The sequence below is a fragment of the Kushneria konosiri genome (assembly GCF_002155145.1).
GTDB lineage: Bacteria > Pseudomonadota > Gammaproteobacteria > Pseudomonadales > Halomonadaceae > Kushneria > Kushneria konosiri.
In genome coordinates this window covers 2,236,501-2,256,501 of record NZ_CP021323.1, presented here as the reverse complement: position 1 = coordinate 2,256,501, position 20,001 = coordinate 2,236,501, and the positions used below count along the sequence as shown (strand labels likewise).

The 20,001-nt window shown below is 60.0% G+C and carries 22 protein-coding genes; 14 read left to right on the top strand and 8 right to left on the bottom strand.

The genetic code is table 11. The features are described 5' to 3' along the window. Window positions 1–133 precede the first annotated feature (133 nt). Window positions 134–955, top strand: coding sequence for a M90 family metallopeptidase (locus tag B9G99_RS10445; RefSeq protein WP_086622100.1), 822 nt, complete (start codon window positions 134–136; stop codon window positions 953–955). Between the two features lie 11 nt (window positions 956–966). On the opposite strand, the gene B9G99_RS10440 is transcribed toward B9G99_RS10445, so the two are convergent. Further along, window positions 967–1,863 (bottom strand): LysR family transcriptional regulator, encoded by an 897-nt coding sequence (locus B9G99_RS10440; RefSeq protein WP_086622099.1) that lies wholly within the window; start codon window positions 1,861–1,863, stop codon window positions 967–969. A gap of 102 nt (window positions 1,864–1,965) precedes the next feature. On the opposite strand from B9G99_RS10440, the gene B9G99_RS10435 reads away from it, so the two are divergent. Continuing rightward, on the top strand, window positions 1,966–2,424 hold the full coding sequence (locus tag B9G99_RS10435; RefSeq protein WP_227875785.1) for a DoxX family protein: 459 nt from the start codon (window positions 1,966–1,968) through the stop codon (window positions 2,422–2,424). 1 nt (window position 2,425) lies between these two features. Further along, on the top strand, window positions 2,426–3,259 hold the full coding sequence (locus B9G99_RS10430) for a DODA-type extradiol aromatic ring-opening family dioxygenase (RefSeq protein WP_086622098.1): 834 nt from the start codon (window positions 2,426–2,428) through the stop codon (window positions 3,257–3,259). A 5-nt stretch (window positions 3,260–3,264) separates the two neighbouring features. Here B9G99_RS10430 and B9G99_RS10425 read toward each other — a convergent pair whose 3' ends face one another. After that, a complete protein-coding gene (locus B9G99_RS10425; RefSeq protein WP_086623427.1) occupies window positions 3,265–4,143 on the bottom strand; it encodes a LysR substrate-binding domain-containing protein in 879 nt (292 codons plus the stop codon). 218 nt (window positions 4,144–4,361) lie between these two features. On the opposite strand from B9G99_RS10425, the gene B9G99_RS10420 reads away from it, so the two are divergent. Then, the gene (locus tag B9G99_RS10420) at window positions 4,362–5,039 is read left to right on the top strand and encodes a TVP38/TMEM64 family protein (RefSeq protein ID WP_086622097.1); all 678 of its coding nucleotides are present in this window, start codon (window positions 4,362–4,364) and stop codon (window positions 5,037–5,039) included. Between the two features lie 19 nt (window positions 5,040–5,058). Here B9G99_RS10420 and B9G99_RS10415 read toward each other — a convergent pair whose 3' ends face one another. Next, a complete protein-coding gene (locus B9G99_RS10415; protein WP_086622096.1) occupies window positions 5,059–6,528 on the bottom strand; it encodes a glycosyltransferase in 1,470 nt (489 codons plus the stop codon). 277 nt (window positions 6,529–6,805) lie between these two features. Between B9G99_RS10415 and B9G99_RS10410 the strand changes: the two genes are divergently transcribed. Continuing rightward, entirely contained in the window at window positions 6,806–7,246 is a 441-nt protein-coding gene (locus B9G99_RS10410; protein ID WP_086622095.1) for a hemerythrin domain-containing protein, read from the top strand. A gap of 52 nt (window positions 7,247–7,298) precedes the next feature. Here the strand turns inward: B9G99_RS10410 and B9G99_RS10405 are convergent, their stop codons facing one another. Then, a complete protein-coding gene (locus B9G99_RS10405; RefSeq protein WP_086622094.1) occupies window positions 7,299–8,204 on the bottom strand; it encodes a LysR family transcriptional regulator in 906 nt (301 codons plus the stop codon). 85 nt (window positions 8,205–8,289) lie between these two features. On the opposite strand from B9G99_RS10405, the gene B9G99_RS10400 reads away from it, so the two are divergent. Beyond that, window positions 8,290–9,216 carry an alpha/beta fold hydrolase gene (locus tag B9G99_RS10400; RefSeq protein WP_227875784.1) on the top strand — a complete coding sequence of 309 codons (927 nt, stop codon included), beginning with the start codon at window positions 8,290–8,292 and terminating at the stop codon, window positions 9,214–9,216. A gap of 19 nt (window positions 9,217–9,235) precedes the next feature. Then, a complete protein-coding gene (locus B9G99_RS10395; protein WP_086622093.1) occupies window positions 9,236–10,315 on the top strand; it encodes a tartrate dehydrogenase in 1,080 nt (359 codons plus the stop codon). 106 nt (window positions 10,316–10,421) lie between these two features. On the opposite strand, the gene B9G99_RS10390 is transcribed toward B9G99_RS10395, so the two are convergent. Beyond that, window positions 10,422–12,065, bottom strand: a complete 1,644-nt coding sequence (locus B9G99_RS10390; RefSeq protein ID WP_269466777.1) for a methyl-accepting chemotaxis protein — start codon at window positions 12,063–12,065, stop codon at window positions 10,422–10,424. 133 nt (window positions 12,066–12,198) lie between these two features. Between B9G99_RS10390 and B9G99_RS10385 the strand changes: the two genes are divergently transcribed. Further along, window positions 12,199–12,738: a lipocalin family protein gene (locus B9G99_RS10385; RefSeq protein ID WP_227875783.1), complete on the top strand. Its 540-nt coding sequence runs from the start codon at window positions 12,199–12,201 to the stop codon at window positions 12,736–12,738. Window positions 12,739–12,750: 12 nt separating this feature from the next. Here B9G99_RS10385 and B9G99_RS10380 read toward each other — a convergent pair whose 3' ends face one another. Further along, complete coding sequence (locus B9G99_RS10380) at window positions 12,751–13,329, bottom strand: TetR/AcrR family transcriptional regulator (RefSeq protein ID WP_086622092.1); 579 nt, start codon at window positions 13,327–13,329, stop codon at window positions 12,751–12,753. A 125-nt stretch (window positions 13,330–13,454) separates the two neighbouring features. On the opposite strand from B9G99_RS10380, the gene B9G99_RS10375 reads away from it, so the two are divergent. After that, on the top strand, window positions 13,455–13,802 hold the full coding sequence (locus tag B9G99_RS10375) for a DMT family transporter (RefSeq protein WP_086622091.1): 348 nt from the start codon (window positions 13,455–13,457) through the stop codon (window positions 13,800–13,802). Next, on the top strand, window positions 13,784–14,107 hold the full coding sequence (locus B9G99_RS10370) for a DMT family transporter (protein ID WP_086622090.1): 324 nt from the start codon (window positions 13,784–13,786) through the stop codon (window positions 14,105–14,107). The genes B9G99_RS10375 and B9G99_RS10370 overlap by 19 nt, the downstream gene beginning before the upstream one ends. A gap of 16 nt (window positions 14,108–14,123) precedes the next feature. On the opposite strand, the gene B9G99_RS10365 is transcribed toward B9G99_RS10370, so the two are convergent. Together B9G99_RS10365 and B9G99_RS10360 are read right to left on the bottom strand one after the other, a co-directional pair. Next, the gene (locus B9G99_RS10365; protein ID WP_086622089.1) at window positions 14,124–15,374 is read right to left on the bottom strand and encodes an ABC1 kinase family protein; all 1,251 of its coding nucleotides are present in this window, start codon (window positions 15,372–15,374) and stop codon (window positions 14,124–14,126) included. 75 nt (window positions 15,375–15,449) lie between these two features. Beyond that, window positions 15,450–16,355, bottom strand: coding sequence for a cation diffusion facilitator family transporter (locus tag B9G99_RS10360; RefSeq protein WP_086623423.1), 906 nt, complete (start codon window positions 16,353–16,355; stop codon window positions 15,450–15,452). 151 nt (window positions 16,356–16,506) lie between these two features. Here B9G99_RS10360 and B9G99_RS10355 point away from each other — a divergent pair, with 151 nt between their 5' ends. From B9G99_RS10355 to B9G99_RS10340, 4 genes are all read left to right on the top strand, one after another. Continuing rightward, window positions 16,507–17,535, top strand: a complete 1,029-nt coding sequence (locus B9G99_RS10355; protein ID WP_086622088.1) for a succinylglutamate desuccinylase — start codon at window positions 16,507–16,509, stop codon at window positions 17,533–17,535. 126 nt (window positions 17,536–17,661) lie between these two features. After that, a complete protein-coding gene (locus tag B9G99_RS10350; protein WP_086622087.1) occupies window positions 17,662–18,435 on the top strand; it encodes an ABC transporter ATP-binding protein in 774 nt (257 codons plus the stop codon). 16 nt (window positions 18,436–18,451) lie between these two features. After that, window positions 18,452–19,156 carry an ABC transporter permease gene (locus tag B9G99_RS10345; protein ID WP_086622086.1) on the top strand — a complete coding sequence of 235 codons (705 nt, stop codon included), beginning with the start codon at window positions 18,452–18,454 and terminating at the stop codon, window positions 19,154–19,156. Continuing rightward, a complete protein-coding gene (locus B9G99_RS10340) occupies window positions 19,156–19,881 on the top strand; it encodes an ABC transporter permease (RefSeq protein WP_086622085.1) in 726 nt (241 codons plus the stop codon). The genes B9G99_RS10345 and B9G99_RS10340 overlap by 1 nt, the downstream gene beginning before the upstream one ends. The last annotated feature ends 120 nt before the right edge of the window (window positions 19,882–20,001 follow it).

Here is a 20,001-nt window from a genome sequence, read left to right as displayed (position 1 = left end):
TTTTTCGATCGTCTTCAGGGCCTCCCATCGGGAGGCCCTTTTCATGGGCACCTGTCGATCTCGACTCGGTCATGCCCTAATACACACAGCTCATCTATCATTGAATAATCAATGAGCAAAGAGTGAGAGACGCATGGGCTGGTGGCAGGAGCAGAAATGGCAGCGCTGGAAGACGCATCACCCGCTGCCCGAAGCAGCGTGGCAGCACGTCTGTACTACGCTGCCGCTGCTGACCGGGCTTTCCGAGGCCCTGCTGGACCGCCTTGGCCAGCGCAGCTGGCGCGTGCTGTTCGAGCTGCGTCTATCGTTGCCGCCAGGTGTCGAGTGGTCCGTTGAAACGCATCTCAGGATGGCCTCACAGATCGCGTTGATGAGTCTTGGCTGGTCGGACAGGCAGGCACTGGCAGCGCTGGGAGATACCCGCGAGATTATCGTGGTCCCCGGCGCCTTTCATCGCCATGTTCAGGAAATGGATGACTTTGGCGTCATGCATGAATTTGATGATGAACGCGCCGGGGAAACCTCCTGGGGAGGACCGGTCGCGCTGTCATTGGGGGAGGTCGAGTGCTGCGGACACTGGGACGGCTTCAATATCATCATTCACGAATTCGCCCACAAGCTCGACATGACCGGCAACATGGCCTTCGATGGCCAGCCTGCCCTGCCGGCCCATATCGATGCCAGGGAGTGGTATGACACCTTCATGCGAGCCTGGCAGGCGATGCAGGACACGCTGGCGCGCGGTGAAATACCGCCCATCGACGAGTATGCAGCCACACACCCCAGCGAGTTTCTTGCCGTATGCTGTGAATATTTTTTCAGTGCACCGGAGCAACTTGAGGCTGTCTGGCCGGATCTTTATGCCCTGCTGGTACGCTATTTCAATCAGGACCCCCTCAAGCGTCTGAAAGAATCGCTCCGTGAACATGAGCAGGCTTCTATCCGGCCGCCATGACCCTGTCACCCTCAGAAGATTGGACGGTGCTCGAACCACTCCCGCAGATGATCGAGCATGCTGCGAAGCCTGGGCGTTACCTGATCGCGATGGGCATACACACAATAAAGTCCCAGCACATCCGGGTCGTATTTCGGCAAAACGCGCACCAGCTGTCCGCTATCCAGTGCTTCCCGCAGCAAGAAGTCCGGCTGGAGCGTGATGCCCATGCCGGCAATGGCCATGTCACGCAGGATCTCGCCGCTGTTGGCCGTCACCCCGGCCTGCGTCGCACCGCTGTGATGATTGGCACCACGGGTAAAATGCAGGCGCTGACCGTGGCGGGCATAACGATAGTGGAGCCCCTGATGTGACGACAGCTCCCAGGGATGCTGAGGTGTGCCCTTTCTCGCCAGATAGTCTGGCGAGGCGCATAGTGTCAGTCCGATATTGCCGATACGACGCGCAACCAGCGTGGAATCTTCCAGCATCCCGATACGAAGCGCCATGTCAAAGCCCTCATCGACCAGGTCGACCTGGCGGTCGCTGAGTACCAGCTCCAGCGAGACCGAGGGATACTCCTGTCGATAGCGGGCCAGAAGCGGCCCCAGATAGCGAATGCCAAAGGAATAAGGCGCGCTGATACGCAACCGACCATCCAGCAGCGCCTGATCATCGTGCAAAACTCCCTCAAGGGTGGCCAGCTCTCGCACAATGGTCTCCCCCCGAGCCAGAACCTCCCGCCCGGCATCCGTCAGGCTCAGGCGCCGTGTGGTTCGGTTGATCAGGCGCGCTCCAAAACGCTGCTCCAGAAAGGCAATGTGCTTGCTGACCGAGGAGCGGGACATCGAAAGCCGCTCAGCCGCGCCAATGAAGGCGCCCTGCTGCGCCACTTCCATAAAGACCTTGAGGGCCGCAACGGTATCCATGATTGTTTCCAGATCAAAAACCAATACTCTCTAATTAGCATCTTTATCTTGGATAAGGAAGCAATCAAACTGCCGGCATTCAATGTTAAGGGAAAATTCATCATGCAGGTCACCTCGGAGATGACCGGTTCGACTCGCAGCCTGACGGGGCAGGATATCGCCGCCCTGCTGCTGCGTCTGGCACTGGGCGCCATGTTCATTGCTCACGGCCTGACCAAGCTGCTGGTCTGGACACTGTCCGGCACCGGCGCATTTTTTGCCTCGATCGGTTTGCCGGCCTGGCTGGCCTGGCCCATTACCGGGCTTGAACTGGTCGGTGGAGCGCTGCTGATTCTGGGCGTTCGGGTGCGCTGGGTGGCGCTGATTCTGGCCCTTGAGCTCGTCGGTGCCAGCATTCCTCATATCGCCAACGGGTGGATGTTTTCCTCATCCGGCGGTGGCTGGGAGTATCCGGTGTTTCTCGCCGTGACCGCCCTGGCCCTGAGCTGCCTTGATGGCGGCAGGCTGGGCCTGTCAGGCCTTGCCGGACAGCACTCTTCCCTCAACGACCGGAGTTCATGACATGGCACAGGTTCTGTTCATTTCCCATGGCTCACCTGTAGAAGCCCTGGATCAGAGTGACAACGCCGATGCGTGGCGTGCCCTGTCCGGTCAGCTCAAGCGCCCGGCGCGCATTGTGATCGCCTCGGCCCACTGGTCGGGTTTTCCCATTCGCCTGACAGGAAGCAAGGCGCCGAAAACGATTCATGACTTTCACGGCTTTCCTGAGCCATTGTATGACCTGCAGTATCCGGCACCCGGCGAGCCACAGCTGGCCCGCAACATCGCCTGCCGGCTGAGCGCTGCCGGCCTGCAGTCCTGGCTGGACCCTGAGCGGGGCCTGGATCATGGCATGTGGGTACCACTGCGACATCTCTACCCCGACGCTGATATTCCGGTGGTGGGCATCTCCATCAGCGCCCGCCATGATCCCGACTGGCATTACTATCTGGGTCGCCAACTGGCACAGTCGCTCGATGACGAGACGCTTTTGATCTGCTCCGGCAGCATCACCCACAACCTGGGCGACATGCACGGTGATCGTATCGAGGTCTCCGGCTATGTCGATGCCTTCCAGACCTGGATCAGCCAGCAGATGGCCCAGCGAAACGATGGCGCACTGCTGAACTATCGCCGTCTGGCCCCTGAGGCGGTACGCGCCCATCCGAGCGATGAGCATCTGCTGCCCCTGTTTATCGCACTGGGGGCTGGTGATACCCGGGCTCCACAGCGTTTCAACGCGGTTATCTCCCAACAGTCTCTGGCCATGGATGCCTATCTGTTCGAGCGTGCCACCGTCGATCATGCCCCGGCGCTATCGAGCCCGATACGCTCGCTGGTCAGCGTCGGACGCTAGCCCCGTCAGGCAGGCCCGCTTGCCTCGCGGGCCAGCCACTGCCATAAAAGCCCGGCGTTTTGATGCAGGGTGCGCTCTTCTGGTCGCACCAGCCAGAACCCTTCCCGGGTAGGCAAAGTGGCCTCGAAGGGCATGACCAGCGCCGGATCATCTTCTTCAAGAAGACGACGGTGCGCCAGTGCCACACCGCACCCACAGGCAGCCAGGCGCAGCGTCATGATCTGCGTATCACAGACCAGCCGGCGCGCATGGGTAGTCAGATGTCCAACCCCTGCGGCTTCCAGCCAGCCGGCCCAACCCGCGGAAAACCCGGTAGCATGCAACAGGGTCTGCCCTGCCAGATCCTCGGGGGTTTCCAGCATGGCTGCTACCTGCGGGGCACAGATCGGCGTCATGACCTCATGACCCAGCGATTGCATCTGAACATCCTGCCAGTCTCCCAGGCCATATCGAATTTCGATGTCGGCATCGAGAGTGCCAAACTGCTGTGACCAGATGGCGGTCACCACCTGCAGTTCGATCTCTGGATGCTGGCGATGAAAAGCCGCCAGCCGAGGTGCCAGCCAGTACTGCTGAACCCCCGGCGTTGCTCTTAAAATGACAGGCGCGTTACTGACCGGCCCAAAGACTTCCGCAGTGCCCATGGACAGCTGTGAGAAGGCCGTCTGCAGGCCGGGCAACCAGGCCCGGGCGGCATCCGTCAGCGAAATGCGCTGTGAATGACGAATGAACAGGGATTGTCCGAGACGATCTTCAAGCAATCGAATACGCTGACTGATTGCCGATTGTGAGACGCCAAGTTCTACACCGGCGGCGGTAAAGCTCAAGTGACGGGCCGAAGCTTCAAAGGCCTGCATCCAGGCCAGCGGCGGTAGACGAGTCACGATTTTCTCCATCAAACGATCAGTCGTCCTGACCGGGGCTTTTCATGGTGGCAACGTGCTGGCATCAAACGTTTTGGTGAGACCCAAAACTGTGCTGATGCTGGCATGAGGCCGCGCGTTCATGACAGCACTGTCACATTATCGTCATCGCACCGGTTGATGCGCCTGTCCGGCCTGACTAGACTCGTGGCCCTTCTCTGGCTGCGGACGGCGTTGTCATGACCAGGCGTGTGTGGCTTGTCATTATTGTAATTGTGCTCATGCTGGCGATGGGCGGTTTCTGGCAGTGGCTTGCCATGGGTGATGCCATTACGGCTGAAAAGCTCGAGCAGTGGCTGGGTGAAACCATGAGTCTGCGCGAATCATGGTGGGCACCGCCAGTGCTGATGCTGACCTACATGATTGGCAGCCTGATCATGTTTCCGCTGACGATTCTGGTGGGGGCAACCGGGCTGATCTTTGGTCCCTGGTGGGGGCTTTTCTATGCGCTTTCGGGCACCATGGTCGCGTCAACGGCGACCTGGCTTCTGGGCCGAGCGCTGGGGCGTGAGATTCTGACCCGCTACGGCGGCGATCGTATTCATCGCCTGGCCGACAGCGTCTCGCGTCATGGCATTCGAACCATGATTGTCTTCAACCTGCTGCCACTCGCCCCGTTCACTTTCACCAACATGATCGCCGGCGCCTGCCGAATGCCCTATGGGGTCTACATGGTCGGCTCGGTCATCGGCATTCTGCCGGGGCTGGCGGCCGTCACGGTCGCGGGCAGCCGACTGGGCGAGCTGATCCGCTCGCGCAGTCTGGATGATCTTCTCTGGCTGGTCATTGCAGTCGCAGGCGTGGTCGTACTGGGTCTTGTCTTTCGCTGGATCTCACGACACCGACAGCAGGCCTGATACGGTCGGCGTCGTGGTCTCAGGTCTTCTTGACGCCGGAGGCAGGTACGTTGCCCTCCAGGTCATCGCGAAGCTGCATCAGGGTCACTTCCCCCGGGGTGATCGAGGTGGCGCTACCGGGTTGAAAATGGTGTCCTTGGGTCAGCGGCGTCAGGCTGCCCTCGACCAGCGGCACCCTTTGCCCGGTCGGCGGCGCCGGACGCATGCGCGGCGCTACCCGCTTTGAGCCACCGAAGACACGGCGCAGTACCGTGCCGCGATGACACAGCAGATTCCACTCTGCCTCCAGTCGGGCGCGCGCCTGATCCCAGGTCGTCTGGTCACCGTTTGATGATGCCTTTCGGGTCTGATGGGCCGCCAGCAGGCGCTCATAGACCGCCAGACACTGATCGGCGCACTTGCAGGTATCAAACTTCGAAGCCGTCTCCAGCGCACCCTGACGCAGGCTCTGACAGCGCTGCGGGTCCGAAAGACTCCCCAGCGCCCGGGCAAACGCCTGCTCATCCTGCTCCGGCAACAGCAATCCGTTGCGCTCATGAGAAAGCACCTCGCGCACACCGGTGGCATCAAGTGCCACTACTGGCAGGCCTGCGGCCATCGCCTCCACCACCACCATCCCCTGGGTTTCACTGAAGGAGGCAAAGGCAAAACTGTCCATGGCGTGATAGGCATCGATCAGCGACTGCCCCTTGAGCACGCCGGTGAGATGCACCCGCTCACCCACCCCCATCTGATGGGCCCGGGTCAGGATGGCATCCCGCTCGTCACCATCACCGACCACCATGAAGTGCATGTCTGGATGATCGCATAGCGCCTGACAGACACTCTGGGTGAGAAACGGCAGGTTTTTTTCCTGTGCCAGTCGTCCGACATGGCCGACCACATGAGCATGATCATCGATACCGAAGTGCGACCGCCAGTGATGGCGATTACCGCTGGAAAAGCGTTCGATATCCACCCCACTGGGTACCACTTCCAGCGCCGTCTTCACGCCGCGTTCACGCAGAATGTCGCGAATGCTGTCACTGGGCGCAATCACGGTATCGCAAAGCGCGCTATAGCCGTTGGAAAGCGCCAGCGCAAAGCGCTGCATCACCGGAGAGTTGCCCGGCACGTAGTGGGTGTAATGTTCATAAAGGGTGTGATGGGTAAACACCAGCGGCAGCCCGCGCCCCTGGGCGACGCGCACCGCCGTATCTCCCAGCAGAAACGGATGATTGGAGTGCACGATATCAGGGGCAAAGTCCCGAATGGCGTCATCCAGTGAGCCGGGAATCGTGACTGGCAGGGAAAAGTCGCTGCCGTTGAAGCGCTGCATGGCAGGCACCCGAATGACATCGGTCTCCGTGTCGGGCTGGCCGTCAAGCGTGGGCGCCACGACCAGCACCCGATGACCGGATGCTCTAAAACACTCGACGAACCGCTGAACGGATTCGCTGACACCCCCCACGATGGGACTATAGGTGTTGGTGAACATCAAAATGTTCAAGCCATTCCTCCTGGTGCTGGCCTGTAAAAAGGCCGCCGGCTGCACCTGACAAACCTGATTGCGCAAACGTATCGAGGATCACGATACCTTGCGCGCATTATAGCCGACGGAGTCTAGCAGAGCTGCATGGCGCCAGGCATTCCGGCGTGACGGGAACTACACTGCAGGCGGCATCACACCATATGAATAACGCCCTGTCCTTGAGACACGAGGCTCGGCCACCTGACGGCCGCGATATTGATCATAAAAGCCGACCGCCTGATGAAGGAATACCTCCATGAGCACCATTTTTGAAGAGATTCGCAAGGACCACGACACTCAACGCACGCTGCTGGACCTGCTGGTCAAGACCCACGGCGACAGCGATGGGCGAGAAGAGCTTTTCCAGCGCGTCAAGGCGGCGCTTCAGACGCATGAAACCGCCGAGGAGCGTTTCTTCTATCGCCCCTTGATGGCCTATGACAACGGGGTCGAAAAATCCCGTCACGGTATCGCCGAGCATCATGAGATGGATGAAGTCATCGAACAGATGGAGAGTACCGACTTCAGCTCACCGGCCTGGCTTGGCCATGCCAAAAAGCTTCGGGAGATGGCATTGCACCACTTCGAGGATGAAGAGCAGCAGTTTTTCATCTCGGCCGGTCAGAAATTCAATGACGACGAGAAAACGCAACTGGGCCAGGAATATCGCAGCGAAATGGATCGTCTGAACAGCTGATCGCATCAGTTGCCCGGTGCCTGCGTCATCCGACACGGTGACCTGTTGAAGATTACGGCAGCGGCGGCAGTCGTTCGGCAAGCCCTGCCGTCATGGCATCGATGAACCGGGCAATGCGCTCCGGCACAAAACGCTGCTGACGATGCACCACCATGAAATCCATGCGCGGCGTATCGAAACCGGGCAGGATCTGTTGAAGCCTGCCCTGAGCCAGCGGGTTTTGTACCTGCCACCAGGAGCGGTAAACAATGCCGTGCCCGGCCATGGCCCAGGCCGTCACACTCTCGCCGTCATTACTGCTCATCGTGCCGCTGACCCGGACGCGATGCTCCTGTCCATCGCTGGTAAAACGCCAGTCATCAAAGCCGGCCTCGCGCTCGCGAACCACCAGACAGTTATGATCGACCAGTGCTTCAGGCGTAGACGGCCAGCCGGCGCGTGCAAGATAGTCCGGTGAGGCACAGGCAATCCGGCGACTGGCCAGCAGCCGTCGGGCCCGTAATCGTGAATCCGGCGCGGGCCCCACGATGATGCCGAGATCCAGATCATGTGCCAGCAAATCGCGCGGATAATCACTTAAATCCAGTAACACCTCGACGTCAGGGTGCGCGCGCGTGAACTGCTCGATCAATGGCGCCACATGAGCACGGCCAAACCCGAAGGTCGCGTTGACCCGTAACCGGCCGGACAGGGCATGGCGCTGCGCGCCCAGTGAGGCCTCCAGTTCATCAAGCTCTTGAAGCAGCGAGGCACCCCGCTGCAGATAGCGCTCTCCCTCCCCGGTCAGGGCCAGACGTCGCGTTGTGCGGCGCATCAGTTGAACCCCCAGACGCTTTTCAAGCTGTGCCAGACGCTTGCTGACCGCCGACAGCGATAGCCCCAGCGCCTGTGCGGCCTGCGTCATCGACGTATGGCGGGCCAGCACCTGAAAAAAGTGCAGATCACTGATGGCCTTCATGATGACTCCTGTCGATTATTTACTCATGTTCAATAATCAATTGCGTGATGACCTGATTATAAACGCTGGACAATCCTCTAGAGTAATGGACATCGTGGACGCCCTGTCGGAGCCCTTCATGCTCGAGATGTTCAAGACCTTTGACCTGAATGTGAACGGCGTGACCCTTCATGGGTGCGCTGGTGGTGAGGGCACCCCTCTTCTGCTGCTGCACGGTCATCCGCAGACGCACGCCATCTGGCACCGTGTGGCACCAGGGCTCAAGGATCACTTCCATGTCGTCATGGTGGATCTGCGCGGCTACGGCCACTCCTCGAAACCGCCGGGCGACGTCGAACACGAGACCTACAGCAAGCGCGTCATGGCTCTGGACCTGGTCGCGCTGATGACGGCGTTCGGATTCGAGCGCTTTGCCGTACTGGCCCATGACCGCGGCGCCCGTGTCGCCCACCGCCTGTGTCTGGATCATCCCGAGCGCGTCGAGCGCGCGATGTTTCTCGACATCGCTCCGACGCTTGATATGTACGAGCGCACCAATCGGGCCTTCGCCAGCGCCTATTTCCACTGGTTCATGCTGATTCAACCGGCACCGCTGCCCGAGCGGCTGATAGAGGCCAATCCCCGCGCCTGGATCGATGGCGTGATGGGCAATCGTCATGCCGGGCTCGCCCCGTTTTCAGATGAAGCCCTTGAGGCCTATCGCGAGGCGATGGCGCTGCCAGGCACGGCGCACGCCATGTGCGAGGACTACCGCGCCGCCAACACCATCGATCCAAGACATGATCGACTCGATCGTGATGCCGGCCATCGCATCCAGTGTCCGCTCAGGGTGCTGTGGGGCGAGCATGGCGTGATCGAAAAACTGTTCGATCCCATGGCCCTCTGGCAGGCCTGCGCTCTCGAGGTCAGCGGGCGCGCCCTGCCCTGCGGCCACTATCTGCCCGAAGAGCGTCCCGATGACATCATTGATGAGGCGCTGACATTCTTTAATGCCTCTGCGGGTGCTGTTTGATGCTGACAAGGAGAGATTCATGAGCCACAACATTGCCGTTATTCCCGGCGACGGTATCGGTGTTGAAGTCATGCCTGAAGGCGTGCGCGCCCTTGAGGCCGCCGCTCGACGTTTTGATCTGGACTTCAAATTTACCGATATCGACTTTGCCAGCTGCGACTATTTTGAGCGCCACGGCAAGATGATGCCCGATGACTGGCGCGACCGCCTGGGCGGCATGGACGCCCTGTTTTTTGGCGCCGTGGGCATGCCCGAGCGCGTGCCGGATCACATCTCGCTTTGGGGCTCGCTTTTGCAGTTTCGTCGCGCCTTTGACCAGTACGTCAATCTGCGCCCGTGCAGGCTGATGCCGGGCATCAAGAGTCCGCTGGCGGGACGCGCGCCAGGCGACATCGATTTCTACGTGGTAAGGGAAAATACCGAAGGCGAGTATTCAAGCGTCGGCGGTAGAATGTTTGAAGGCACCGATCGTGAAGTGGTGATTCAGGACACGGTCATGACCCGCACCGGCATCGATCGCGTATTGAAGTTTGCCTTTGAACTGGCCAAAACCCGACCGCGTCAAAAGCTGACCTCTGCAACCAAGTCCAATGGCATCTCGATTACCATGCCCTACTGGGACGAGCGCGTGCTGGAGATGGCCAAAAGCTATCCTGACATCAGCGTCGACAAGTTCCATATCGACATTTTGACCGCCAACTTCGTGCTCCATCCGGACTGGTTTGATGTGGTGGTGGCCAGCAACCTCTTTGGCGATATTCTCTCGGATCTGGGTCCGGCCTGTACCGGCACCATCGGCGTGGCCCCATCGGCCAACATTAATCCCGAAGGCCATTTTCCGAGTCTTTTCGAGCCGGTACACGGCAGCGCGCCGGATATCTTCGGCCGTGGCATTGCCAATCCGATCGGTCAGATCTGGTCGGCAGCGATGATGCTCGAACACCTTGGCCACATCGATGCCGGCAAGGCCGTGGTGGATGCCATCGAGCGCGTACTGGCAGCAGGCCCGAGTGATGCCCCACTGACACCGGACCTGGGCGGGCGAGGCACGACCAGTGAGCTGGGCGAAACCATTGCCGAAGCGATCAAGACCGGCTGACCGCCCGACGTCATGACAGCGCCACCGCGGTCATGAAAAACGGCCATAACAAACAGGGCCGCATCACTGTCGTGATGCGGCCCTGCTGTCATTCTCGCGCAGAAGATCAGATCGTGAAGCGAACGACCGACTGATACAGACGCCCGGACTGCTCTTCCAGCGACGAAGCGGCCGCTGCAGCTTCCTCGACCAGTGCTGCGTTTTGCTGGGTGACCTGATCCATCTGACTCACGGCCTGGTTGACCTGCTCGATACCGCTGGTCTGCTCCTTGGAGGCCGCTGCAATCTCGGCCATCAGATCGTTGACCCGACGCGAACTCTGCGTAATGGTCGACATGGTGGTGTCGGCCTCGTCCACCAGCGTGGTGCCGCTGGCCACCTGAGCGACCGAGCGCTCGATCAGCGCCTTGATATCGCTGGCCGCAGTGGCCGAACGACTGGCGAGCTGCCGTACTTCTCCGGCCACCACTGCAAAGCCGCGTCCCTGCTCGCCGGCACGGGCGGCCTCAACGGCGGCGTTAAGCGCCAGCAGATTGGTCTGGAAGGCAATGCTGTCAATCATGGTGATGATTTCGCTGATCTTGCTGGAGCTTTCGCGAATCTCACTCATGGTCGCCACAACTCTTTGAATCACTTCACGGCCATTGTCCATCTCACTGGATGCGCTCTGGGACAGACGCGTGGCCTGAGCGGCATTATCGGCATTCTGGCGCACGGTGGCCGTCAGCTCTTCCATGCTGGCCGCGGTCTCTTCAAGCGAGGCCGCCTGCTGCTCGGTACGTGCGGACAGATCGTTGTTGCCGGCAGCAATTTCTCGGGCGCCGACGTCAATCGATTCACTCGCCTGGCGAATGCTGGCGATGGTATCAGCCAGCTCTGCGCGCATATGTTCAATATGATAAAGCAGACTGGTCTGATCACCGTTTTTCAGCTCAAGACGTGTGCCCAGTCGGCCATCAGCAATTTCACGCACGCAATCGATCGCGTAGGCAGGCTCCCCGCCCAGGCCCCGATAGATATTGCGAGTCAGCAGCAAAAACGCCACCGTCAGGGCCGCCCCTACCGCCGCCAGCAGAGCAACAAACTGGAAAAGCTTGGCCATGAAAGCATGCTGGATATCGTTGGTGTATACCCCGGCTGCAAGGTTGATCTGCCAGGGCGCGAAGCGCTCGACGTAACCGAGTTTGGGCAGCAGTGTGTCACCGGTGGCATCGCGGGAATCATATTTCACAAACCCGCTACCGCCAGACAGTGCCTTGTTCAAAAGCTCGGTATAAACGGCTACCCCGTTGGGATCGGTATAGGTCGACATGTCTGCGCCGGCATCACGACGCGGGTGATAAAGCACGCGTGCGCTGTCATCAAAGGCGAAAATATAGTTTTGACGGTCATCACCAAAGCGCAGGCCGCCCAGCGCATCCAGTGCCCGACGACGCGCCTCATCCATGGTGAACTCGCCGGCACTGGCGCGCTCGTGATAGCGCTCGAACAGCGTCTGGGCCACGCCCACGGTCGCCTGGAGGCTGCGCTGGCGCTCCTCAAACATCATGCCCCGCGCATTCCAGGCCATGCTGGTGACGAGTACCAGCATGCCGATCCACATCAGGGCCAGAATGGCGAACATTTTTTTTCTGAGCGTCCAGTTGCCAAGGCTGAAGCCTGCGCGACGACGCTGTGTCGCTTTCGCATTGGGTTGAGAGCCCGAATGCTCTCCCGATGTCATTTCCGTCCAGCCTGCCTGCGACGCCATGTGTTTCTCCCTTCGGACTTCACGTCCATAACCTGCACCATACCGGCGCGACTCAATGAACAACATCGGCCGACAGGGGCTAGACTTGAGGTCGCGTCGGAAGGTACATCCACCCGATTAAAAGGAGAATCACATGCCTGACATGGCAGATCTGAAGGGATTATTGGGCAGTCTGGCCACTGCCATGGGCGGCGACACAGGAATACCGACAGGTTGTCAGGCCGTCAAGGATTTTGATCTGGCGCGCTATCTGGGGCTTTGGCATGAAATCGCCCGACTGGATCACAGCTTCGAACGGGGGCTCGACAGGGTCACGGCCCATTACGCGATGCGTGACGATGGTGGCGTGGCCTTGACCAATCGGGGCTTCAACCCCGAGGATCAGCAGTGGGATGAAGCCGAGGGCAAGGCCTTTTTCGAAGAAGATGCCCATACCGGGCGTTTTCGAGTGTCCTTTTTTGGCCCCTTTTACGCCGGCTACAACATTCTCTGGCTGGATGAAAACTACGAGCATGCCATTGTGGCCGGACCCAACCACGGATTTCTCTGGCTGCTCGCACGCTCATCAAGCATTACCCCCGAGATGTACAAACACATGCTCGAGATGGCGCGCGGCAATGGTTTTGACACCGACGCGTTGATACGCGTCTCCCACGACATGTCAGAGGCATGACATCAAGCCGGTTCAGGGCACCAGAATACCGGCTCTAAAGACCCGCCAGATACTGGCCAGACGCTGATCGAAGGTTGACCGGTCATACAAAAAGCTCTCGCTGAAAAGACCGTCGATGATGCAGTAGGTCATGGCGATGAAATCGCCCTCATCAAGATCCCTGCGCAGCACGCCCTGGTCGATGCCCTGCGCATGGGCTCTTTTCAACAGCGCATCGATGGCGCTTTCGCTCTCGCGACTGATGCGCTTGAGCGGCGTTGCAAGCGATGCTGGCGGAAACAACAGAAAACGCTTGTAGAACACGCCCTTGCCGGAATCAAAAATGAAATCGCTGCAGGCCTGAAGCAGGGCCTTGAGGCGCGCTTCCACCTCTTCATGACGGACAAGACTCTGCTCGATCACGCTCAGCATCTCGGCCTCGACATCTGCCACCAATGCCATGAACAGCGCTTCCTTGCTGGCAAAATGGTTGTAAAGCGACGGGGTGCGAATGCCGGTCCCGCACGCTATCGCCGATAGGGGCGTGGCTTCATAGCCCTGTTCGGCAAAGAGCTTGAGGCCGATTTCCCGAATACGTGCTTCGGTACTCATGAAGGTATTCTCTCCCTAAAAATGGCCAGGGGTTGCTGTCTCGCCTGCACGCCTCTAGACTAACTAACGATCGTTAGTTCAAGCAACCCCTGTCGTAAGGCACTGCCGGCAGGAAGAGAGGGCTCATGACTTCAAAATGGTGGCTGATGCTACCCGCCACGCTGTGCGAGATCGGTTGGGCGCTGGGCGCTAAATACGCGCACGGCCCTGTCGAGTGGCTCGCCACGCTGGTGCTGGTGACGGTGAGTCTGGGATTGGCAACATGGATGGCACGCACGCTGCCCACCACCACGGTCTACACCGTCTTTGTCGGCCTTGGCGCGATGGGTACCGTGGTCGTGGACATCGCCTTTCTGGGCGCGCCGTTCAATGTCCTGACGCTGATGCTGATCGTGACCCTGCTGATCGGGGTGGTGGGTCTCAAGCTCTACTCTTCCCGTCAGAAGGAGGTGTCATGTACTGGTTCGCACTGATTGTCTCGGGGCTCATGGAAGTCGTGGGCGTCACCGGCATCGAGAAGTTCAATCGCGGCTCACGCCGGACAGGGCTTGCCATGCTGGTGATCGGCTTTGGACTCTCACTGGCATTTATCTCGTTTGCCATGCGCGAGATCAGTCTGGGCATTGCCTACGCCGTGTTTACCGCCATCGGCACCGTGGCCAGCGCGCTGTTGGGCATGCTGTTCTGGGGCGAATCGAAAAGCCCGATCCGACTGGGCTTTATTGCCCTGATCATCGCTTCGGTGGTCGGGCTCAAGCTGGTTTCCGGCGGCCAGTGACGCCACCCATCCAGCGTCACTGCGTCTCCCGTGCCCAGGCCAGCAACGGCCGGGTGCGCGCATGCATGTCCAGTCGCGCCTTGAGACGCACCATATTCCAGTAGTGCCCGTTGAGCGTGCGCGAGAGCAACATGGTATCCGCCGGCGGTTGCAGACGATCCATGGCCGACCAGACCCGCGGACTGATCTCACGCAGCCGATAGTGAATGCGCGCATCGCTGAAGTCCTGCTCGCCGGGCTCAAACAGGGGTCGCATGGCAGCAGCCGATTCGCGATACAGCGCCAGCGGCGCGCCCTCGCCCTGACGTCCCCCCATTGAGCGCAGCGCCTCGTCCATGCCCATCGGGTCATCGCCGATCGCCGCCCCGAGCAACAGCATCATCGAGCGAAGCCGCGCCTCGGGCACGCTGATCACCGCCCCCAGGTCATAGACGATCAATCGACCTTCGTCATCGGTGGCAAAATTGCCGGCGTGCGGATCGGCGTGCAGTTCGCGATGGGTGAACATCTCCTCGGTCAGCCAGTCCCCCAGATTGGCCGCAAGGCGCTGACGCACCTCGTCCGCCATCGTTTCGGCTTCCCGCATCGGAATCCCGGGCAGATAGCGCATGGCGAGCACGCGGTCACCGGAATAGTCCGCCAGCGGCTCGGGAAAGCGCAGCCCGTCGTTGTCAGCGTAGCGCGAGCGATAGCGCTCCAGCGCCTCGAACTCGGCGCGGTAATCGAGCTCCTTGCGCAGGCTGTCGGCAAATTCATCGAACATGGCATCCAGTCGGGCCTGAGGCACCTTCATCCAGCGCATCAGCCGCATCATGCGCCGCACCTGCACCAGATCCTGCTCAAGCACACGCTCAAGGCCCGGATACTGCACCTTGAGCACCAGCGTCTCGCCATCATGGGTGGTGGCGCGATGCACCTGACCCATGGAGGCGCTGGCAAAGGGGGTCGTTTCGATATCGGCAAAGACCGCTTCGAGATCGCCAAACTGATCCACAAGGGTACGACGAATGTCCTGCCACGGCATGGGGCGTGCCTGGCGCTGGAGCCGGGCCAGCTGCTCTGCCAGCGCCGGCGGCAGCAGATCGTCCCACTGCGCCATGATCTGGGCCAGCTTCATGGCCGGCCCCTTGAGCTCGGAAAGCTCATTGAACAGCTGCTCGCCCAGGACCTCCCAGCCCGCATCACGCCCCATGCGCGAGCGCAACAGGGCACCACCGGTACGCGCCCCCATACCCAGCATCCGTCGGGTTCTGCCTCGCTCTCTCATTCACGTGACTCCTTTCAGACGTTGAGGGTCCAGCATTGAAGATGACGTTGCACGCCGCGCCGCCCTGTTCATGGCTCACATCCAGCGCTCATCAGCCGTAAAACAGACCGTGAACCAGCGCTGCTCCGGAGCAATACTCAGTGCCGCACCAATCTGGGTGCGCACGTCGTCCAGCGTCGCCACGCCGGCATGCGCTGCAAACTCGGGCGTGGTCAGAATATGAATTTCGATAAAGTTGCCGCGTCCGGTACGGGCCACATGACTGTAGTAGTACCTGAGCCCTTCTCGCTTCATGACACTTTCCATGACGGCGTGCACCTGCTGATCCAGCTCGCGGGGCGCCATCAGCAGCACCTCCTTCATGGCCCGAATCACGATACCGATGGGAACGGGCAGAAAGCACAGGGTCAGGACCGCCAGCAGCACCACGTCCACATAGGGCGTGTAGATGACCCAGGCCGTACGCTCCAGCACCAGCGAGAGCGCAAAGGCCACGATCAGCGCCAGGGTGATCAGCCCGGCCATCAGCCAGCTCTGGGCATCGATACGGATGAAGACCGAATCAATGCGCGCGTTGACGTGTCTTTCCATGCGGTACATGACCAGACAGATGACGGCCACTACCACGGCGTATCCCAGTGCCGGACCAAAGGCCAGCGAATGACCGCCCTTGATGATGCCCTGTATGGCATTGAGAAAGGCATACAGGCATAACAGCGTCAGGATTCCGCCATTGAGCGCGGCCACCAGCGGCTCCAGATGCCAGAATCCATGCTGAAATCGGTGACTCGTCTCACGCATGGCCAGGCGGGCCACAAAAAGCGACAGCGCCGACATGACAGAATCGATGGCCGAGAACATGCCATCAAACAGAATGGACTCGGAGCCCGACAGCAGACCGAAGACAATTCCCAGCAACGACACGCAAAGCGTGGCCGCGATCGAGCGCTTCAGCGTTTGCTGCTCCAGACGAGCGTCCATGATCATTCTCCGGCCCTGCTTTCAGGGCCATTGGGCAAAACCGCCACTTTCAGCCCCATTCTTTAGCACACCATCCCGCGGTCGCAGGCGTTAATGCAGCCATCCTGTCGTACACTACGATCAGATAATGGCAAAGGACCGGAGGGCCAATATGTCACTGAGCGATTATTTTGCGGAGTTCATTGCCACCAATGAGATGACAGTGTGGTCGGATTGTGACGCATTGCCAGAGGTATCGGTGGTCGAGTATGCGCCGGGCGTCATGGCGCTTGTGCCGAGGGCCGTTGAGGGATCACCGGAGGCCACCATCATCTCGGCCGGCATTCACGGTGATGAAACGGCACCGATCGAGCTGTTCGGCGAACTGCTGGCCGCCCTCGATGCCGGACAGCTTCGCGTTGGGGCTCCGACCCTGCTGATCATGGGCAATCGACGCGCCATTGCCGCCGGGCGGCGCTATATCGACACCAACCTCAATCGGCTCTTTCGCCGTGAGACGCTGCTTCAGGATGACCATCGATTCGAGTGTCAGCGCGCGCTTGAACTGATGCACGCGGTGGACCGTTTCATGAGTGACGTCGTCAAAAATAACGATGCAGGGTCGGTGCTGCATCTGGACATGCACACCGCCATTCGCGACAGTCGCTACCCCCGCTTTGCCGTCGAACCCTTCAGCGAAACCCCGACACCGGATGCCATCTGGCAACAGCTGGCCAGTGCAGGCCTGCAGGCCGGGCTTTCCCAGCATCAGCACAGCTGGACCTTTTCACACTATACTCGACATTATCACGGCGCTCAGGGCTTCACGCTGGAACTGGGACGCGTCGCGCCTTTCGGCAGCAACGATCTCGAACCGCTTGCCCCGATGCTGGATCTACTGCGCGCGCGCATCGCCGGTACCCATGACAGTATCGCGCACCAGAGGCCCCTGATGCGCTTTGTCGTGACCGATGAAATCATGCGTAAAAGCGATGATTTCGAGCTTTGTTTCGCCGACGACATTGCCAACTTTACCGAGTTTCCCCCGGGGAGCTGTCTCGCCCGGGATGGCAACGACGGCGAGTGGATCGTCAGGGAAGCACCGGTACATGTCGTGTTCCCCAATGCCAATGTCGAACGCGGCGCCAGGGCACTATTGCTGGCCCGCCCTCTGGCTTCAGAGTATCCTGGCACACAATGATCCCATCAGATGGGCGCGTATCGGGCGGGCCTGTTAACATGCGCCGCCAAACACCTCGGGCCGCCAGAGTAAACACGGCCTGTCGCATGATTTCATACCACCAATGACAACATTCAGGAGAGTGCCTTGGCCGACGCCTCCATTCCGCTGATCGTCAGCGACATTCACAAGCGCTTTGGCGACAATGAAGTGCTCAAGGGCATTTCGCTGGAAGCCAGAAAGGGCGACGTCATCACCCTGATCGGCGCCTCCGGCTCTGGCAAGAGCACCTTCCTGCGCTGCATGAATCTGCTTGAACGCCCTGACAGTGGCGACATCATCGTTCACGGCGAGCCCATCAGCTTTCGTCAGACCCGTCACGGTCGCGAACCTGCCGACCGAAGTCAGCTCGAGCGGATTCGCACAAGGCTGTCGATGGTCTTTCAGAGTTTCAATCTCTGGGCGCACATGACGCTGATTGCCAACGTCATCGAAGCCCCTGTTTACGTTCGCGGCATTCCAAAGGCCCGGGCAACGGAACAGGGCATGGCGCTTCTCGAGCGCGTCGGGCTTGCCGACCGGGCGCATTACTACCCGGCGCAGCTCTCCGGCGGCCAGCAGCAGCGCGGCGCGATTGCCAGAGCACTGGCCATGGAGCCGGAGGTCATGCTCTTTGACGAGCCGACCTCGGCGCTCGACCCGGAACTGGTGGGCGATGTGCTCAAGGTCATGCGGGAACTGGCTGACGAGGGCCGCACCATGATCGTGGTCACCCATGAGATGGATTTTGCCCGCGACGTCTCCAACCAGGTGGTTTATCTGCATCAGGGTATGGTCGAGGAACAGGGCCACCCCTCCGAGGTGCTGAATCACCCGAGTTCGTCACGCCTGCAACAGTTTCTCGCACCGCGCGGGCGTTAATCTCAAGGAGACTGCCATGATCGATTTTCAGGGCTATGGACCCCGTCTTCTGGAGGGCGCCCTGCTGACCCTTGAGCTGGCGGTACTCTCGCTGCTCGTGGCGGTCGTGCTGGGGCTTGTGACCGCCAGTGCCCGCATGTCACGCCTGGCCATCCTGCGCCTGCCTGCCATCATCTACACCGTGATCATCCGCGGCGTGCCCGACCTGGTGCTGATGCTTTTGCTGTTTTATGGCGCCCAGATCGGCATCAATCAGGCTACCGATCTGATCTATGAGCGCTGGGGCTGGGACATCTTCATCAATGTTGACCCCTTTGTGGCTGGTGTCATCACCATCGGACTGATCTTTGGCGCCTACATGGCCGAAACCTTTCGAGGCGCCTTTATGGCGGTTGATCAGGGCCAGGTCGAGGCGGCCGAATCCCTTGGCATGAGTTCATGGCTACTGTTTCGGCGCATTCGCTTTCCCCTGATGATGCGCCACGCCCTGCCCGGGCTTGGCAATAACTGGATGGTGCTTTTAAAGACCACCGCGCTGGTGTCGATCATCGGGCTGTCCGACATGGTACGCGTGGCGGCAGAGGCCACTCGCGCCACTCATCAGACGTTTTTGTTCATGATTCCGGTGGCACTGGGCTATCTGGCCATCACGTCACTGTCGGAAATCGTCATGCAGTGGATGAAAAAACGCTATAACGCCGGCTTCGAGGAGGCACCATAATGCAGGAGCTTCTTCAGTCGATCGCCCCCTGGCTCAGCGACAACGCCATCTTTACACCGTCGACGATTGCCCAGTACTGGGGCGGCTTCGTCAATACCGTCCAGCTGGTCTTCATCTCGCTGGTGATCGGTCTGTTTCTGGCCGTACCGCTGGCCATTGGCCGCGCCAGCCCGATCTGGCTGCTACGCAAGGGCATCTGGCTCTATACCTGGATCTTTCGCGGCACGCCGCTTCTGATTCAGCTCTATATTGCCTATTACGGCCTGGCCTTCATCCCAGGCGTGCAGGACAGTCTGATATGGCCCTTGATCAAGGACCCGCTCTACCCCGCCCTGTTGGCGTTTACGCTCAATACGGCCGCCTATACCACCGAGATCTTTTACGGGGCCATCAAGGCCATGCCTCGAGGCGAGCTTGAAGCCGCTCGCGCCTACGGCATGTCCCCCATGCTGGCCTACCGACGCATCATTCTGCCCAGCGCCCTGCGCCGTGCCCTGCCGGCCTATGGCAACGAAGTCATCTTCATGCTGCATGCCAGCGCGATTGCAAGCGTCGTGACCATTGCCGACCTCACCGGTGTGGCCTACAACATCTATTCGCGGTACTACGCGCCCTTTTCAGCGTTCATCTTTGTGGCGCTGTGCTACATGGTGCTGAGCTTTTCCATTCAGGGCGGTTTCAGGCTGCTGGAAAAACGCATGCTGGCACACCTGAAGCCGCGCTGACACACCCCTGACATCATCATGATCTCCCTTACATGCCGTTACAGCACTTGCATCCGGCAGGGAGATCATGGTGATAATCCAGCGTCGACCCGGGTCACCGGGCGGTCCTTTTAAAAAGAG

What these genes read in the sequence shown, in the direction of transcription:
- B9G99_RS10375 (WP_086622091.1), top strand. Translation starts at nt 13,455, where the DNA reads ATGACTTCAAAATGGTGGCTGATGCTACCCGCCACGCTGTGCGAGATC.
- B9G99_RS10400 (WP_227875784.1), top strand. Translation starts at nt 8,290, where the DNA reads ATGGACATCGTGGACGCCCTGTCGGAGCCCTTCATGCTCGAGATGTTC.
- B9G99_RS10395 (WP_086622093.1), top strand. Translation starts at nt 9,236, where the DNA reads ATGAGCCACAACATTGCCGTTATTCCCGGCGACGGTATCGGTGTTGAA.
- B9G99_RS10420 (WP_086622097.1), top strand. Translation starts at nt 4,362, where the DNA reads ATGACCAGGCGTGTGTGGCTTGTCATTATTGTAATTGTGCTCATGCTG.
- B9G99_RS10435 (WP_227875785.1), top strand. Translation starts at nt 1,966, where the DNA reads ATGCAGGTCACCTCGGAGATGACCGGTTCGACTCGCAGCCTGACGGGG.
- B9G99_RS10410 (WP_086622095.1), top strand. Translation starts at nt 6,806, where the DNA reads ATGAGCACCATTTTTGAAGAGATTCGCAAGGACCACGACACTCAACGC.
- B9G99_RS10445 (WP_086622100.1), top strand. Translation starts at nt 134, where the DNA reads ATGGGCTGGTGGCAGGAGCAGAAATGGCAGCGCTGGAAGACGCATCAC.
- B9G99_RS10390 (WP_269466777.1), bottom strand. Translation starts at nt 12,065, where the DNA reads ATGGCGTCGCAGGCAGGCTGGACGGAAATGACATCGGGAGAGCATTCG.
- B9G99_RS10345 (WP_086622086.1), top strand. Translation starts at nt 18,452, where the DNA reads ATGATCGATTTTCAGGGCTATGGACCCCGTCTTCTGGAGGGCGCCCTG.
- B9G99_RS10430 (WP_086622098.1), top strand. Translation starts at nt 2,426, where the DNA reads ATGGCACAGGTTCTGTTCATTTCCCATGGCTCACCTGTAGAAGCCCTG.
- B9G99_RS10360 (WP_086623423.1), bottom strand. Translation starts at nt 16,355, where the DNA reads ATGGACGCTCGTCTGGAGCAGCAAACGCTGAAGCGCTCGATCGCGGCC.
- B9G99_RS10370 (WP_086622090.1), top strand. Translation starts at nt 13,784, where the DNA reads ATGTACTGGTTCGCACTGATTGTCTCGGGGCTCATGGAAGTCGTGGGC.
- B9G99_RS10355 (WP_086622088.1), top strand. Translation starts at nt 16,507, where the DNA reads ATGTCACTGAGCGATTATTTTGCGGAGTTCATTGCCACCAATGAGATG.
- B9G99_RS10440 (WP_086622099.1), bottom strand. Translation starts at nt 1,863, where the DNA reads ATGGATACCGTTGCGGCCCTCAAGGTCTTTATGGAAGTGGCGCAGCAG.
- B9G99_RS10365 (WP_086622089.1), bottom strand. Translation starts at nt 15,374, where the DNA reads ATGAGAGAGCGAGGCAGAACCCGACGGATGCTGGGTATGGGGGCGCGT.
- B9G99_RS10405 (WP_086622094.1), bottom strand. Translation starts at nt 8,204, where the DNA reads ATGAAGGCCATCAGTGATCTGCACTTTTTTCAGGTGCTGGCCCGCCAT.
- B9G99_RS10380 (WP_086622092.1), bottom strand. Translation starts at nt 13,329, where the DNA reads ATGAGTACCGAAGCACGTATTCGGGAAATCGGCCTCAAGCTCTTTGCC.
- B9G99_RS10340 (WP_086622085.1), top strand. Translation starts at nt 19,156, where the DNA reads ATGCAGGAGCTTCTTCAGTCGATCGCCCCCTGGCTCAGCGACAACGCC.
- B9G99_RS10385 (WP_227875783.1), top strand. Translation starts at nt 12,199, where the DNA reads ATGCCTGACATGGCAGATCTGAAGGGATTATTGGGCAGTCTGGCCACT.